Consider the following 15,849-nt stretch of genomic DNA (forward strand, 5'->3'; position numbering starts at 1 on the left):
CCCACCCTAGTGCGACTCGAGCAGCGCCTTGAGCCGCGCCAGGTCCTTGGTCGTGGCGCGCCGCATCGCGCTCTCCATCACCGGTGCGGCCACCCCGGCGAAGCCACTCGGCCGACCACGGTTGTGCAGGGTCATCCGGGTCGCGCCGTCGCCCTCCGGCTCCCAGGTGTAGGTCGTCTCCATCGGGAACGGCCCGTCGGCGGTGCGCATCACCAGCCGCTCTCCGGGGACCAGCTCGACGACCTCGTAGGTGTAGGCGAGCCGGCGGCCGAGGAAGTGGGCGACGAAGTCCATCCGGCTGCCGACCGCGACCGGGGGTGCGGTCCGCCAGGTCACCTCGCGGATGTTGGCGTACCACTCCGGCGCGTGGCCCGGGTCGCCGGCGTACGCCGCCACGACCGCGACCGGTCGCTCGACACGGGTCTCCACGAGCACGTCCACGCCTGCCACGTGTGGAGCCTAGTGAGAAGGTGGCGGTTGATGAGCGAGCAGCCCGACCCACGCCGGTGGAGGATCCTGTCGGTCAGCCTGCTGGTCGGCTTCATGTCCCTCCTCGACGTCACGATCGTCAACGTCGCGATCCCCTCGATCCGCGCAGGACTCGACACCAGCGCCGGCGCCGTGCAGTGGGTCGTGTCCGGCTATGCCCTCGCCTTCGGCCTGACCCTCGTCGCCGGCGGCCGACTGGGCGACGCCCACGGTCGGCGGGCGCTGATGACCTGGGGCCTGGTCGGGTTCGTCGTCTCCAGCGCGGCCGTCGGCCTGGCGACGAACGCGACCTGGATCGTGGTCGCTCGGCTGGTCCAGGGCGCGAGCGCCGGCTTCCTGACGCCCCAGAACTCGGGGCTGATCCAGCAGTTCTTCCGCGGGCCGGAGCGCGGGCGGGCGTTCGGGCTCTTCGGCTTCACCGTCTCGGTCGCCTCGGCGACCGGCCCGCTCATCGGCGGCGGCATCATCGCGCTGCTGGGGCCGGACCAGGGCTGGCGGTGGCTCTTCCTCGTCAACGTCCCGATCGGGCTGGTCGCGCTGCTGCTGATCCGCAGGCTGATCCCGGCCGACACCACCGACCCGGAGGCCGACACCCGGATCGACGTCACGGGCGCGCTGCTCCTCGGGCTCACCGTGCTCGCGGTGCTCTACCCCCTCGTCAGCGTCGAGTCCGGCGCGACCTGGCCGCTGGCGCTGCTGCCCGCCGTACCCCTGCTCGCGTGGGGGTTCGTCCACTGGGAGCGGCGTACGGCGGACCGCGGGAGGCCGCCGCTGCTCGACGTCGGCCTGCTGCGCCGGATCCCCGGATACGCCGACGGGCTCGCCGTCGGCACGCTCTACTTCACCGGCTTCACCGGGGTCTTCCTGGTGCTGTCGGTCCACCTGCAGGAGGGGCGCGACCTGAGCGCCCTGCAGACCGCGCTGCTGCTGACCCCGTTCGCGGTGGGCGCCGCCGGCTCCTCCCTCGTCGCCGGCCGGCTGGTCAGTCGGATCGGCCGCTCGATCACCCTGCTCGCGCTGGGGGTCATGATGGCCGGCACCGTCCTGTCGGCCTGGCTGGTCGCCCAGCCCACCGAGAGCCTCTGGTGGACGCTCGCACCGGCCATGCTGCTCGCCGGCGTCGGCGGCGGCGGCGTCATCTCCCCCAACTTCACGCTGACCCTCGCCGACGTCCCGCCCGCGATGGGGGGCGCGGCCGGTGGTGCGCTGCAGACCGGCCAGCGGATCGGGTCAGCGCTCGGCGCGGCGCTGCTGATGACGAGCTATCAGTTCGCGCTGAGGCCCTTCGACCCCCCGGTCGCCGCCCGGGTGGCGCTGCTCACCGCGCTGGTCGTGCTCTCGCTCGCGATGGCCATGGCGATCCGGTCGGCCCGCCGCCCTGAGCCCGCACCCGCCGCCGCGTAGGGACGCGGCAGCGGGCGGGACCGGGTCCGCGACTCAGGCGATGTCGTCGAGCATCCGGCGGGCCAGCGGGCCCGACGACGCGGGGTTCTGACCGGTGTAGAGGGTCCGGTCGACCACCACGTGCTCGGCCCAGGGCTCGCCCTCCTGGAAGTCGGCGCCGAGCGCGACGAGGCGGTCCTGGAGCAGCCAGGGCGCCACGTCGGCGAGGCCGGCCTGGCCCTCCTCCGCGTTGGTGAAGCCGGTCAGGCGGTAGCCGGCGAACGGCGAGCTGCCGTCCACCTCGGTGGCGAGCAGCGCGGCCGGGGCGTGGCACACGACCCCCAGCGGCTTCCCGGACTCCAGCGCCTGCACGAGGACCCGGGCGGAGTGGGCGTCGCCGGACAGGTCCTCCATCGGGCCGTGGCCGCCGGGGTAGAACACGGCGTCGTAGGCCGCGAGGTCGACCAGCTCCAGGGACTCGGGCGAGCGAAGCTGCTCGATGCCGTCGATCGCCTCGCGCAGCGCGTCGGCGTTCTCCTGACCGCCGTTGGCCTCGGCAGCGAGGCTGCCCTGGTCGACGACCGGCTCCACGCCGCCCGGCGTGGCCACGACGACCTGGTGACCAGCCTCGGTGAAGACCTGGTAGGGCGCGACGAGCTCCTCGGCCCAGTAGCCCGTGGGGTGCTCGCTGCCGTCCTTCAATGTCCAGGCGCGGGCTCCGGTCACGACGAAGAGGATCTTGCTCATGCGGGTCTCCTTCTCTGGTGGGGGTTCCCCGTCCCCAACCCCACACCCCCGTGCGGCCATTCCTGCCGCGGCCTCAAAGAGTCATGAGCCACACCATCAACGCCACCACGAGCACCAGGAACACCACGAGACCGACCAGACCCGCGTGACGCTGCTTCCCCACCCCGAGGCGCCCCGGGAGGAACGTGAGCGCCGGCGCGGCGTACCACAGCTCGACGCTCTCGCCCGTGCGGATCTCGACCGGACGGCGGACCTTGCCGTACGTCCAGATCCAGTCGGTGTGGATGTGCAGCTGATGGCTGCCGGGAAGCACCGGGAAGACGTTCTCGCCGTACTTCACGGGCAGGAACTCGTGGTTCAGCATCACCGTCGGGGTGACGAAGGAGAACAGCATGGTGCCCTGCACGTGCAGCCGGAGCTCGCCCGGCGCCCCGCCGCTCACAGGATCGCGCCGGGCGCGTACGCCGCGGCCGCGGGATGCCGGACGCACAGCTCCTCGACGGCCCGCACCACGGCCTGCGTCTGGGCGACCGCGGCACCGGTGAACGCGATCGGCTCGGCGACGAGGGCCTCGATGTCCGCGCGCGAGAGCCCGAGCCGGTCGTCGGCGGCGAGCTTGGCGAAGACGTCGTTCTCGGCCTGGCCCTGGCGCATCGCGAGGGCGGTGCCGACGGCGGCCTGCTTGATCGCCTCGTGGCCGGTCTCGCGACCGACGCCGCGACGGACGGCGGCCATCAGCACCTTCGTCGTCGCGAGGAAGGGCAGGTAGCGGTCGAGCTCGCGCTGGATCACCGCGGGGAAGGCGCCGAACTCGTCGAGGACGGTGAGGAACGTCTGGAACAGCCCGTCGGCGGCGAAGAAGGCGTCGGGCAGCGCCACGCGGCGTACGACGGAGCAGGAGACGTCGCCCTCGTTCCACTGGTCGCCCGCGAGCTCGCCGACCATCGAGAGGTAGCCGCGGGTGACGACCGCGAGGCCGTTGACCCGCTCGCAGGAACGGGTGTTCATCTTGTGGGGCATCGCGCTCGACCCGACCTGGCCCTCGACGAAGCCCTCGGTGACCAGCTCGTTGCCGGCCATCAGCCGGATCGTCGTGGCGAGGTTGGACGGGGCGGCCACGAGCTGGACGACAGCCGAGAGCACGTCGAAGTCGAGGCTGCGGGGATAGACCTGGCCGACGCTGGTCATGACCCGCTCGAAGCCGAGGTGGGCGGCGACCCGCTGCTCGAGGTCGGCGAGGCGGGAGGCGTCGCCGTCGAGCAGGTCGAGCATGTCCTGGGCGGTGCCCATCGGCCCCTTGATGCCGCGCAGCGGGTAGCGCGCGAGCAGGTCCTCGACGCGCTCGACGGAGACCAGCAGCTCGTCGGCGACGGTCGCGAACCGCTTGCCGAGCGTGGTCGCCTGCGCGGCGACGTTGTGGGAGCGGCCGGCCATGACGGTGGTCTCGTGCTCGGCCGCGAGGCGCGCCAGCCGGGCCAGGGTCGCGACGGCCCGGTCGCGGAGCAGCGCCAGCGACTGACGGACCTGGAGCTGCTCGACGTTCTCGGTCAGGTCGCGCGAGGTCATCCCCTTGTGGATGTGCTCGTGGCCCGCCAGCGCGGAGAACTCCTCGATGCGGGCCTTCACGTCGTGGCGGGTGACCCGCTCGCGCGCGGCGATGGACTCGAGGTCGACCTTGTCGACCACGTCCTCGTAGGCCTCGACGACCCCGTCGGGGACGTCGACGCCGAGGTCGCGCTGGGCCTTGAGCACCGCGATCCACAGCTGCCGCTCGAGCACGATCTTGTGCTCGGGCGACCAGATCGCGACGAGGTCGTCAGCGGCGTAGCGGGTGGCGAGGACGTTCGGCACGGTCACGTGCCTCATCCTCCCACGGGCTCAGCGGCCGGCCGCGATGTCGGTGCGGTGCTGGGCGCCGTCGAAGGCGATCGCCTCGACCCCGCCGTACGCCGCCCCCCGGGCGTCGGCGACCGACGACCCGGTCGCGACGACCGCGAGCACCCGGCCGCCGGCGGTCACCAGGTCGTCGCCGGCGAGCGCCGTCCCGGCGTGGATGACGTGGACGTCCGGCAGCGCGTCGGCGCTGCCGACCCCCGTGATGACGTCACCCGTCGACGACGACTCGGGGTAGCCGGCGCTCGCCATCACGACGGCAACGGCGGCGCCGTCCTTCCAGCGCGGCGGCTCGACGTCGGCGAGCCCGCCGGTGGCCGCGGCGTGCAGGAGCGGCGAGAGCGGAGAGTCGAGCAGGGCCAGCAGGGGCTGGGTCTCGGGGTCACCGAACCGGGCGTTGAACTCGACGACCCGGGTGCCGCGGCTGGTCAGCGCGAGCCCGGCGTAGAGCAGGCCCGCGAACGGGGTCCCCCGTCGCGCCAGCTCGTCGACCGTCGGCTGGAGCACGTCGCGCAGCACCTCGTCGACGAGGTCGTCGGGCGCCCAGGACAGCGGCGTGTAGGCGCCCATGCCCCCGGTGTTCGGGCCGGCGTCGCCGTCACCGATCCGCTTGAAGTCCTGGGCGGGCTGGAGCGGGTAGACCGTCGTCCCGTCCGTGATCGCGAAGAGCGAGACCTCCGGCCCGTCGAGGAACTCCTCGACCACGACCCGGTCGCACGCGAGGGCGTGGTCGAGCGCGGCCTGCCGGCCCTCGGTCACCACCACGCCCTTGCCCGCGGCCAGCCCGTCGTCCTTCACGACGTAGGGCGCCCCGAGCTCGTCGAGGGCAGCCTCCTTCTCCGCCGCGGTCGTGCAGACGCGGGCGGCCGCGGTCGGGACACCCGCCGCAGCCATCACGTCCTTGGCGAAGGCCTTCGACCCCTCAAGCTCGGCCGCCTCACGGCTGGGCCCGAAGCAGGCGATGCCGCGCTCGCGCACCGCGTCGGCGACGCCCGCGACCAGCGGCGCCTCCGGCCCGACCACCACGAGGTCGACGCCCAGGCCGGCGGCCAGGGCGGCGACGGCCGGCCCGGACATCGGGTCGACGTCGTGGACGGTCGCGACTGCAGCGATGCCGGGGTTGCCGGGCGCGGCGTGCACCTCCGTCACACCCGGGTCGAGGGAGAGGGCGCGGGCCAGGGCATGCTCACGGCCGCCGGTGCCGATGACGAGGGTCCTCACGGGCCGCCAGCCTAGTCGGCGCGAGACCGCCTGCCGACGGCGTCCGCAGTGGGAGCGCTCCCACTCGCGTTACACAAGTTTTCACGCATGCCTTGACACCATGCTGTGACGGCTGTCACCGTACTTCGCAACTCAGAGTGGAAGCGCTCTCACCACACCTCAGGGAGAAACCCAGTGCGACACACCCACCAGCGACGGCTCGCCCTCAGCGGCGTGGCAGTGCTCTCGCTCGGCCTGATGACGGCCTGCGGCGGCGACAGCGGATCGGCCGACGGCGACGGACCGGTGACGGTCACCGTCGCCACCTTCAACGAGTTCGGCTACGAGGACCTCATCACCGAGTGGAACGACTCCCACGACGACATCAAGGTCGAGCAGGTCAAGGTCGGCACCTGGGACGACGCCAAGGCCAACCTCTACACCAAGCTCGCGGCCGGATCCGGCCTCTCGGACATCGAGGCGATCGAGGGCGACGCGATGCCGGCGATCCTGGCGGAGTCCGGCGCGTTCGAGGACCTCACCGACCCCGAGCTCGAGGGTCGCTGGCTCGACTGGGTCGGCGAGAAGGCCACCAACGCCGACGGCCAGATGATCGGCTACGCGACCGACATCGGCCCCGAGGGCATCTGCTACCGCTCCGACCTGTTCGAGAAGGCCGGTCTGCCCACCGACCGCGAGGAGGTCGCGGGCCTGATGGGCACGTGGGACGACTACTTCGCCACCGGCGAGGACTTCGTCGCGAAGGTGCCGGACACCGCGTGGTACGACTCCAGCGGCGGCGTCGCCCAGGCGATGCTCAACCAGGTCGAGAACCCCTTCGAGACCGACGACAACACCGTCGACGTCGAGAACCCCGAGCTCGAGGCGCTCTACGGCACCATCACTGACAACGTCGGCAAGGGCCTCTCGACCCGGCTCCCGCAGTGGAGCGACGACTGGACCGCCTCGTTCCAGAACGACGGCTTCGCCACCATGGCCTGCCCCGGCTGGATGCTCGGCGTCGTCGAGGGCAACGCCGACGGCGTCAAGGGCTGGGACTTCGCCGACGTCTTCCCGGGCGGCGGTGGCAACTGGGGCGGCTCGTTCCTGACCGTCCCCTCCCAGGGTGAGCACGTCGAGGAGGCGCAGGAGGTCGCCGCCTGGCTGACCGCGCCGGAGCAGCAGGTGAAGGCCTTCGCCGCGAAGGGCACGTTCCCGAGCCAGGTCGAGGCGCTCGACTCCCCCGAGGTCACCGGGATGACCAACGCCTTCTTCAACGACGCCCCGACCGGCGAGATCCTCGCCAACCGCGCCGAGGCGGTCACCGTCCAGCCCCACAAGGGCCCGAAGTACTCCGACATCCTCACCGCCTTCCAGACCGCGATCCTGCGCGTCGACGACGGCAGCATGGACGCGTCGAAGTCGTGGGACCAGTTCCTCGCCGACGTCGAGGCGCTGGGCTGACGCCCGAGCGATGACCCGACTCGCCACCGTCCGCGGCGGGGACACCACTCCTGGAGTGTCCCCGCCGTCGGCCACCCCCCCGGCCCCCGCTCCCGACCGCCTCACCTGGCGGCAGCGGCTCTCGCACTGGGACGTCCGCTGGTCCCCCTACCTCTACATCTCCCCGTTCTTCGTGCTCTTCGCCCTCATCGGGCTCTTCCCGCTCGGCTACACCGCGTGGATCTCGCTCCACGACTGGAGCCTGCTGGGCGGCAAGGGTGAGTTCGTGGGGCTGGAGAACTACCGCGAGGTCCTCGACAACCCCTACTTCGTCAAGCAGACGGTCAACACGCTGAGCATCTTCGTGCTCTCCTCGGGACCGCAGATCGTCATCGCGGTCGTGCTGGCCGCCCTGCTCGACACCCAGCTGCGCGGCCGCACGTGGTGGCGGATGAGCATCCTGCTGCCGTTCGTGGTCTCCCCCGTCGCGGTCGCGATCATCTTCGGCAGCCTCTTCGGCGACCGCTACGGCCTCCTCAACGAGATCATCACGTGGGTCGGGTTCGAGCCCGTGCAGTGGCACACCGACCGGTTCGCGAGCCACGTCGCGATCGCCACGATGGTCAACTGGCGCTGGACCGGCTACAACGCGCTGATCTTCCTCGCCGCGATGCAGGCCGTCCCGCGCGACCTCTACGAGTCCGCCGAGCTCGACGGCGCCGGCAAGGTGCGCCAGTTCCTGTCGGTCACGCTGCCCATGATCCGGCCGACGATGATCTTCGTCGTCATCACCTCGACGATCGGTGGGCTCCAGATCTTCGCCGAGCCGCGGCTCTTCGACGACACTGCCGCCCACAACGGCGGCGCGGACCGCCAGTTCGGCACGATCACGATGCTGGTCTACGACTTCGGCTGGCAGCTGCGCGACCTCGGCCGGGCCTCTGCGACCGCGTGGATGCTGTTCCTGCTCATCTGCGTCTTCGCCGTCCTCAACTACCTGGCGATCCGCCGCCTCGGACGACTCGGAGGGGGTGACCGGTGACCCGTCGACCCGGCTTCCTGACCTACGGCCTGCTCATCGCCTTCGTGCTCGGCTCGGCCGGACCCCTCTACTGGTCCTTCCTCCTCGGCTCCCACACCAAGGAGGTCGCCGCCCAGGGCGTCCCGCCGCTGCTGCCGGGGGGCCACTTCCTCGACAACGCCCAGCGGGCGCTCGACACCATCCCCTTCTGGAAGGCGCTCGGCAACAGCCTGCTCGTGTCGACGGTGACCGCCGTCTCGGTGGTCTTATTCTGCACCCTCGCCGGCTACGCCTTCGCCAAGCTGCGCTTCCGCGGTCGGGCCGCGCTGATGGTGTTCGTCGTCGCGACGATGGCCGTGCCGACCCAGCTCGGCGTCGTGCCGCTGTTCATCTTGATGTCGAAGTTCGGCTGGACCGGCACCATGTGGGCGGTCATCGTGCCGTGGCTGGTGACGGCCTTCGGCGTCTTCTTCATGCGGCAGTTCCTCGTCGACGCCGTGCCGGACGAGCTGATCGAGGCGGCCCGCATCGACGGCTGCTCCCAGATCCGCGTCTTCTGGCACGTCGCCGTCCCCGCGGCCCGCCCGGCCGCCGCGATCCTGTGGCTGTTCACCTTCATGCAGGTGTGGACCGACTTCTTCTGGCCGCTGATCGCCCTCCCCGCCGAGAATCCGACCATCCAGGTCGCCCTGAACCAGCTGCAGAGCGGGTTCTTCAAGGACTACAGCCTCGTGCTGGCCGGCACCACGCTGGCCACGATCCCGCTGCTGGTCCTCTTCGTCCTCACCGGCCGCCAGCTCGTGGCCGGCATCATGCAAGGAGCCGTCAAGGGATGACCACCACCAGCACCAGCACCGCCGCGCCCCACCGCCTGCAGTTCCCGGCGGGCTTCCGCTGGGGGACGGCGACGGCGTCCTACCAGATCGAGGGGAGCGAGACCGCCGACGGCCGCAGCCCCTCCATCTGGGACACCTTCTCGCGCGTGCCCGGCGCGGTCGTCGGGGGCGACACCGGCGCCGTCGCCTGCGACCACTACCGCCGGATGCCGCAGGACGTCGCCCTCATGGCCGACCTCGGGGTCGGCTGGTACCGCTTCTCCGTGGCCTGGCCGCGGGTCCGCCCGGACGCCGGCGCACCGTCGGCCGCCGGGCTCGGGTTCTACGACCGGCTCGTCGACGAGCTGCTCGGCCACGGCATCTCGCCCTGGCTGACGCTCTATCACTGGGACCTCCCCCAGGTGCTCGAGGACGCGGGCGGCTGGACGGTGCGTGACACCGCCGACCGCTTCGTCGACTACGCCGTCACCGTGCACGAGGCGCTCGGCGACCGGGTGCCGGTGTGGACGACGCTCAACGAGCCTTGGTGCTCGGCGTTCCTCGGCTACACCGCGGGCGTGCACGCGCCGGGCCGGCAGGAGGGGGCGGCCGGGCTGCGCGCGGCCCACCACCTCATGCTGGCCCACGGCGCCGCGGCGACGGAGCTGCGCGCCCGCGGTGCCGAGAGCGTCGGGATCACGCTCAACCTCACCGTGGCCGACCCGGCCGATCCCGCCTCCGACGCCGACGTCGACGCCGCCCGACGGGTCGACTCCCAGCACAACCGGCTCTTCCTCGACCCGGTCCTGCGCGGGTCCTACCCCTCCGACCTGCTGGCCGACACCGAGCACCTCGGCTGGACCGAGGTCGTCCGCGACGGTGACCTCGAGGTCATCTCGGCGCCGATCGACGTGCTGGGCGTGAACTACTACCACGGCGACGCCGTGTCGGGCCGGCCCGACCCGGCCGACACCCGGCCGAGCCCGTTCGTCGAGGCGCGGCTCTCGATGCCGACCCGGGGGCTGCCGCGGACGGCGATGGACTGGGAGGTCCAGCCCGAGGGCCTGACCAGGCTGCTGATGCGGCTGCACGACGACTACCCCGGCGTTCCGCTCGTCGTGACCGAGAACGGAGCGGCGTACGACGACACGGTGGGCGCCGACGGCAGCGTCGACGACCCGGAGCGCCTGGCCTACCTCGACCAGCACCTGCGGGCCGTCCACGCAGCGATCGAGGGCGGGGCGGACGTGCGGGGCTACTTCGCGTGGTCGTTCCTCGACAACTTCGAGTGGGCCGAGGGCTACGCCAAGCGGTTCGGGCTCGTCCACGTCGACTACGACACCCAGGTCCGCACCCCCAAGAGCAGCGCACGCTGGTATGCCGGCGTGTGCCGCACCGGCCACCTGCCCGACCCCGAGCCGCTAGCGTGAGGACGATGGACAACGCCCGCGGCCCCACGGCCGGATCGCCCACCCTCGACGAGGTTGCCCGGGTCGCCGGCGTCTCGCGGGCCACGGCTTCGCGGGCGGTCAACGGGGGCACCAAGGTCAGCGAGCACGCCCAGCGCGCGGTCGACGAGGCGGTCCGGCGACTGGGCTACGTGCCCAACCGCGCCGCCCGCGCGCTCGTGACCCGGCGTACGGGCTCGGTCGCGGTGGTCGTGCCCGAACCGGACGACCGAGTGTTCTCCGACCCGTTCTTCGCCGGCACGCTGCGCGCGGCGACCCGGGTCCTCGGCGAGCGGGAGGTGCAGCTGGTGCTGCTGCTCGCGCGGCCGGGCGCGGAGGAGGAGCGGATGCTGCGCTACCTCTCCGCCGGCCACGTCGACGGCGCGCTCGTGGTCTCCCACCACCGGGCCGACCGGCTCGCCGAGCTGTTGCCGGACCTCGGCATCCCCTGTGTCTTCGGCGGCCGGCCGTGGAGCGGCAGCGACCGGGTGCCCTACGTCGACGTCGACAACGTCGCGGGCGGCCGGATGGCCACCGAGCTGCTCGTCGAGCGCGGGTGCACCCGGATCGGCACGATCGCCGGCCCCGAGGACATGACCGCCGCCATCGACCGCCTCGCCGGCTTCTGCCAGGCCCTCGAGGCGGCGGGCCTCCCGACCGACAGACGGGCTCACGGCGACTTCACCGAGGAGGGCGGACGCCGGGCGGCCGAGGACCTGCTCGACCGCCACCCGGACCTCGACGGCCTCGTCGTCGCCTCCGACCTGATGGCCCGCGGCGCGCTCGCGGTCGCCGCAGCACGGGGGCTCCGGGTCCCCGACGACCTCGCCGTCGTCGGCTACGACGACCTCGGCGTCGCCGAGACGACCGACCCGCCGCTCACCACCGTCCGACAGCCGATCAACGAGATGGCCGACCGCGCCACCCGGCTGCTGCTCGACCGGATCGACGGCCGCGACGGCGGCGGCCCCTACCGGGTCGTCATCCCCACCACGCTGGTCAGGCGGGCGACCGCCTGAGCGGGCGGCGGCAAGCGCCGACCGGACCTCACTCAGCCGGCGTGCCGGAGGCGCGGTAGGTCACCGCACCCCGCGGCTTCGAGCGGTGCAGCACGATCATCGACGGCGCCGCGTCGTCGTCCGATCCGCCCCAGGTGTCGCACTCGTAGCGGGAGTCACCGCGGAAGGGGCAGGGTCCCTCCAGGTTCAGGTGGGGAAGCCGGTCCACGAGGTGGGGCACCACGCCGAGCTGGTCGGAGTCGTCGGTGATCGTGAGCAGCATCGAGTAGGGCAGGTCGTCGCCGCGGACCTGGACGCAGTCGGAGGCCCGGCTGTTGGACAGCGTGCGGCGGAACCGTGCGAGGCCCGCGTCGTCGGCCACCGCGACGCAGTCGTCGGCCCAGTCGTCCCCGGTGCGCACACGCCACGGCTCGACGCTGTAGGGGACCGACCCCGCCCGGAGACGGTCCTCGGCCACGATCACGCGGTAGCCGGACTCGCCCGTGACCTGGCAGGGCTCGTCCCACAACCAGCAGACCTCCTCGCCGGAACGGGAGGTCACGACCGTCCGGAGGCCCTGGCCGCCGACGTGCTGGAGCAGCACGTCGCCGGCATCCGCGGGGTAGCGCACGCAGTCTGCCTCCAGCGGCGAGCGCAGGTCACCGGTCGTCGCGCGGCCACCGACGCTCGTCGACCGGGCGGGCTCACACCCGCGACCCACCGACGCGTTGCGCGTTACCAGCTTCCATCGGGAGCCACCGGCACCGGCCTCGAGGACGACCACCCCGTGCTGCCACTCGGCGGTCCCCGTGTGGCAGGTGTCGGTCACGGTGCGCTCGCGGACGGACAGCAGGCAGGCCGACGCGGTGCCGACCCGGGCGGTGACGTAGCCGTCCGCCGAGCCCGAGGTACGGCGCGCGCCCACCCAGGTGAGGCCGGCCAGCTGCCGGGTCGGTGCCGTGAAGCACGCCGCGACGCGCCCTCGGGGTATCCGCACCGTGCTGCCGCGGGTCGTGCCCCAGGGCCCGGTCCGTAGGTCCCGGCAGCCCTGCGGGTCGTCGTAGCGTGGAAAGGCCAGTCGGTAGCTCGACCTGCGGTCGTCGACCACGAGTGCCCGGAACGGAGCCGGGCCACGGAGGTCGCAGAGGTAGCGCGCCCCCGCGAAGGTCTCACAGACCTGCCGCCCGTCGGCGTCGTGGATCAGGACGACCGCGCCGCGCTCCCCTGCAGCGGACGCGATCCCGACCTCCGCCCCGGTCGGGTGCGAGAGCCGGACGCAGTCGACCTCGCCCGGACGTACGGCCCCAACGGCCTGGCCCGAGATCGCCGCGTCGACCCGGGTGCCGCACCCGGGACCCGAGAACCGGTGCAGCGCCGCCCGGAGCGGCCAGGTGGCCGGGCCGCGCGTCACGAAGTAGCGCTGCCCCTCCTCGAGCGGGCAGACGCTCACGACGTCGCTGCAGGCGACGCGCTGCCCGTCCGTCGAGTAGACGGCAGCCTCGTTCCCCGCGTCGGTCCCGACCACGTACGGCGCCGCCGCCGTCGGCCTCAGCTCGCGGCACCAGGCCGGTGACTGGTCGACCGGGCTCCCGTAGGCGATGGGGTCCAAGGGAGCGCACCCGGCCAGCCCCGTGACGTCGCGGACGGCCGCGGTGTAGTCAGTCCCGGTGCCGGTCGTCACGTAGCGGTAGGGAGGCGTCCCGCTGAGGACACACCCGACCTCCTCGTCCCCAGCGACGCAGGACTCCTCGCCGGCGCTGTCGACGACGACGCCCGTCCGGACCGTGCCGTACTCGGGAGGGACCTGCGCCCACACCCGGTCACCGGGTGCAGCATCGAAGGACAGGCAGCGCGTCTCGTCGGCCGTCGTCGGCTGCAAGCGCACGGGCGCCTCCGCCCACGACGTGCTCACCTCGACGCACTCTTCGGCCGCCTGGGCGGGCGGCGCCAGCGGCTGCACCCCGAGGGTCGCGAGCACCGACAGCAGGCCGAGCGCGCAGGTGCGGCGCAGGATCATCCGAGAACTCCCGAGGACAGACGTGACGGCCGCGCACACTCTCGCCCGGGACCATCGGGTTGGTCGACGACACCCCGGTGACCGTGACCCAACCGTGATCCCCGACGGCGGGGACACCGGACCCGGGCGGACCAGCCGGCGGCTCGGTCAGCCGACCGCGAGCGGCCGGCTGGTCGCGCGCCCGGCGTCGTACCCGGTCGACATGGCCTTGACGGTGACCGTGACGCGTCGTCCGCGCATGCCCGGCGTGACGCGCAGCGTCGCCCCGTGCCCGACGGTGGCGCGACCCGTCCGCCAGACGTACCGGAACCGCTCCGGAGCCGGGGACCATCGACCGGACGCCGCCTGCAGCACGCGGCCCACCTTCGGCCGCCCTTCGATCGAGGGCCGCACCAGGTTGCGCGCTGCCTGGCCCGGACGGACCTGCGCGGACGAGCTCGTGACCCGCTCGGCCGTCCACTGGCCGGCGTTGCTCGCCTGGACCTGGAAGGCCACCCGCTGACCGACCATGTCCGGGGTGAGCGCCACCCCGGGGTCGATCTGCCAGGCACCCCACGCCACGCCGTCCCGCAGGAGCCGGTAGCGCAGCTCGGCGGGCTGGGCCGGCGACCAGGTGCCCCCGTCCGCGGTGACCGTGCCCCCCACCCTGGCCGTGCCGCCGAGGGCAGGAGCGACGACGTTCTCGAGGTCGGGCACGTCGCACGAGACCTCGGGCAGCGTCGCGCACCGGAGGCTCAGCCGGTAGTCACTGGCCGTCACGCCGTCGCGGAGTGCGAGGACCACGTCCCCCTCGTCCAGGTTCCCGCCGTGCCCGCTGCAGCGACTGACGCCCTCGGGTCGGGGCACGCACACCGCGAAGCCGTCCAGGTCGACGTCCCCCTCCGCCACCACGTCGAAGGCGCTGTCCCCTGAGTCCTCGAGCAGCAGGCAGCGCATCGGTCGAGCGAGGTCGAGGGTCCCCGACACGGGGCCGATGGGTCCGTCGTGGTCGGCGAACGTGTCGCACTCACCGGCCTCGTCGAGGGCGTACTTCCACGAGAGCAGGGAGTAGCGGCGGACGTCCGGTCCCGCCGTCTCGCGGGTGACGACGACCCCGTCCGCCGTCCCGGAGGCGCAACGGCCCGGCGAGTAGGCGCACGCATCCCGCCCCGAGGCGAGGACGTGGCGACGGACCCCGGAGTCGGGAGCAACGAGGTCGAGGAGGCCGGTCTCGGTCCGACTGCCCAGCCGCCAGCAGTCAAGGTCGAGGAAGGAGGAGAGCTCACCGACGGAGGCGGGACCACCGCGTGTCGTCGAGGCATCGTCACACCCCGGCGCGGAGCCGGGGTCGCCGCGCAGCCCGACCCGCCAGGTCGAGCCCGGCGTGTCCGAGAAGAGGATCACCTGGGAGGGACGGCCGGCGGCGAGCTGGTCGTCGCCGGGCGGGAGCAGGCAGCCCAGGACGACTCCCCCACGCCCCACGTTCGAGCACCGGCGGTCCCGGTCGTTGCCCATCAGGACCCTCACCGAGGCCGTGGGATCGCTGCCCTCGACCGCGACGAAGGCCGCCTGGTCGAGGGTCGACGGGGGGACGAGGAAGCACTGGGCGATCTGGCCCGGGGGCAGCCCGACCTGTACCGCGTCGACGGTGCCGTAGGCACCCAGCGGCAGGTCCTGACAACCGGCGGTGCGCTGGGGACTCGCGAAGGCGACGTCGTACGGCACCTCCGCCGGGCCGCTGCCCCGCAGCGCCCGTGCCCCGGACGCGTCGAGGGTGCACCCGAGACCGCGGTGGTGGGTGCAGCCCCGCGACCTCCTCTCGACCACCTGGGTGGTCGAGCCCTCCATCGGAGTGGGCTCGAGCACCACCACGTGGTCGCCGGCGGCGTACCCCAGCTCGCGGCAGACCGCGCCTCCCGCCGGCCGCGTGCTCGTCCACCGGCTCCGGTCCGTGCGCCGTCCCGTGCTCTCCTCGCACCCCGGCGCGGACCACGGCACCAGGGAGACCGAGGTGTCGCGGTCGTCGTGGATCTCGAGGCGGTAGCGCGTCCCGGCCTCCAGCTCGCAGCGGAGCGAGGCCCGATAGACGTCACACACCGGGCGTCCACCGGTGGCCGGTACGACGACGCCGGAGACGCCCTCCGCCACGACGACGTGCAACCCCGACGCGGTCGGCACCAGGGTCCGGCACCGGCTCCCGGGCGCGACGTCACCGGGGACGCCGAAGTCGGTGGGACCCACCAGGACACACTCCTCGGCCGCGGCGGCCGTGGGGGTCGTGGCGAGGGCACCGAGCAGCAGGCCGACGGCTGCGCACGCGGCGAGGAGAGTCCGAGATCCCATGGCGTTCCTTCTACGAGGGCGCCACGCGGCGCGCGGGGATCCTGCCACACCTCCGGGCGTGGCGGAGCGGTTG

General features: G+C 73.0%; 13 protein-coding genes. 6 read left to right on the plus strand and 7 right to left on the minus strand.

Annotation, left to right across the window (positions count from 1 at the left end):
- Window positions 1-6: 6 nt before the first annotated feature.
- Window positions 7-450, minus strand: coding sequence for an SRPBCC family protein (locus ABD091_RS07040; RefSeq protein WP_343916789.1), 444 nt, complete (start codon window positions 448-450; stop codon window positions 7-9).
- Window positions 451-480: 30 nt separating this feature from the next.
- Here ABD091_RS07040 and ABD091_RS07045 point away from each other — a divergent pair, with 30 nt between their 5' ends.
- Window positions 481-1,893 (plus strand): MFS transporter, encoded by a 1,413-nt coding sequence (locus tag ABD091_RS07045; protein ID WP_343916791.1) that lies wholly within the window; start codon window positions 481-483, stop codon window positions 1,891-1,893.
- Window positions 1,894-1,926: 33 nt separating this feature from the next.
- Here ABD091_RS07045 and ABD091_RS07050 read toward each other — a convergent pair whose 3' ends face one another.
- From ABD091_RS07050 to purD, 4 genes are all read right to left on the minus strand, one after another.
- Entirely contained in the window at window positions 1,927-2,619 is a 693-nt protein-coding gene (locus ABD091_RS07050; protein WP_343916793.1) for a type 1 glutamine amidotransferase domain-containing protein, read from the minus strand.
- A 73-nt stretch (window positions 2,620-2,692) separates the two neighbouring features.
- Window positions 2,693-3,061, minus strand: a complete 369-nt coding sequence (locus ABD091_RS07055) for a hypothetical protein (protein WP_343916795.1) — start codon at window positions 3,059-3,061, stop codon at window positions 2,693-2,695.
- The gene (gene purB / locus ABD091_RS07060) at window positions 3,058-4,476 is read right to left on the minus strand and encodes an adenylosuccinate lyase (RefSeq protein WP_379189378.1); all 1,419 of its coding nucleotides are present in this window, start codon (window positions 4,474-4,476) and stop codon (window positions 3,058-3,060) included. The genes ABD091_RS07055 and purB overlap by 4 nt, the downstream gene beginning before the upstream one ends.
- 21 nt (window positions 4,477-4,497) lie before the next feature.
- A complete protein-coding gene (gene purD, locus ABD091_RS07065) occupies window positions 4,498-5,733 on the minus strand; it encodes a phosphoribosylamine--glycine ligase (protein WP_343916799.1) in 1,236 nt (411 codons plus the stop codon).
- 174 nt (window positions 5,734-5,907) lie between these two features.
- Between purD and ABD091_RS07070 the strand changes: the two genes are divergently transcribed.
- Genes ABD091_RS07070 through ABD091_RS07090 form a run of 5 tightly spaced genes read left to right on the plus strand, consistent with a single transcriptional unit; the run spans window position 5,908 to window position 11,458 of the window.
- Window positions 5,908-7,176: an ABC transporter substrate-binding protein gene (locus ABD091_RS07070; RefSeq protein ID WP_343916801.1), complete on the plus strand. Its 1,269-nt coding sequence runs from the start codon at window positions 5,908-5,910 to the stop codon at window positions 7,174-7,176.
- A 10-nt stretch (window positions 7,177-7,186) separates the two neighbouring features.
- Window positions 7,187-8,197 (plus strand): carbohydrate ABC transporter permease, encoded by a 1,011-nt coding sequence (locus ABD091_RS07075; RefSeq protein WP_343916803.1) that lies wholly within the window; start codon window positions 7,187-7,189, stop codon window positions 8,195-8,197.
- Window positions 8,194-9,012, plus strand: coding sequence for a carbohydrate ABC transporter permease (locus tag ABD091_RS07080; RefSeq protein ID WP_343916805.1), 819 nt, complete (start codon window positions 8,194-8,196; stop codon window positions 9,010-9,012). Before ABD091_RS07075 ends, ABD091_RS07080 begins: the two co-directional genes overlap by 4 nt.
- Window positions 9,009-10,421: a GH1 family beta-glucosidase gene (locus tag ABD091_RS07085; protein ID WP_343916807.1), complete on the plus strand. Its 1,413-nt coding sequence runs from the start codon at window positions 9,009-9,011 to the stop codon at window positions 10,419-10,421. The genes ABD091_RS07080 and ABD091_RS07085 overlap by 4 nt, the downstream gene beginning before the upstream one ends.
- Before the next feature lie 5 nt (window positions 10,422-10,426).
- Window positions 10,427-11,458: a LacI family DNA-binding transcriptional regulator gene (locus tag ABD091_RS07090; RefSeq protein ID WP_343916809.1), complete on the plus strand. Its 1,032-nt coding sequence runs from the start codon at window positions 10,427-10,429 to the stop codon at window positions 11,456-11,458.
- A gap of 28 nt (window positions 11,459-11,486) precedes the next feature.
- On the opposite strand, the gene ABD091_RS07095 is transcribed toward ABD091_RS07090, so the two are convergent.
- Both ABD091_RS07095 and ABD091_RS07100 read right to left on the minus strand, forming a co-directional pair.
- On the minus strand, window positions 11,487-13,454 hold the full coding sequence (locus ABD091_RS07095; RefSeq protein WP_343916811.1) for a hypothetical protein: 1,968 nt from the start codon (window positions 13,452-13,454) through the stop codon (window positions 11,487-11,489).
- Between the two features lie 147 nt (window positions 13,455-13,601).
- A complete protein-coding gene (locus ABD091_RS07100) occupies window positions 13,602-15,776 on the minus strand; it encodes a hypothetical protein (protein WP_343916813.1) in 2,175 nt (724 codons plus the stop codon).
- Window positions 15,777-15,849 lie beyond the last annotated feature (73 nt).

Origin of the sequence: Nocardioides aestuarii (assembly GCF_039527245.1) — a bacterium.
Taxonomy (GTDB): domain Bacteria; phylum Actinomycetota; class Actinomycetes; order Propionibacteriales; family Nocardioidaceae; genus Nocardioides; species Nocardioides aestuarii.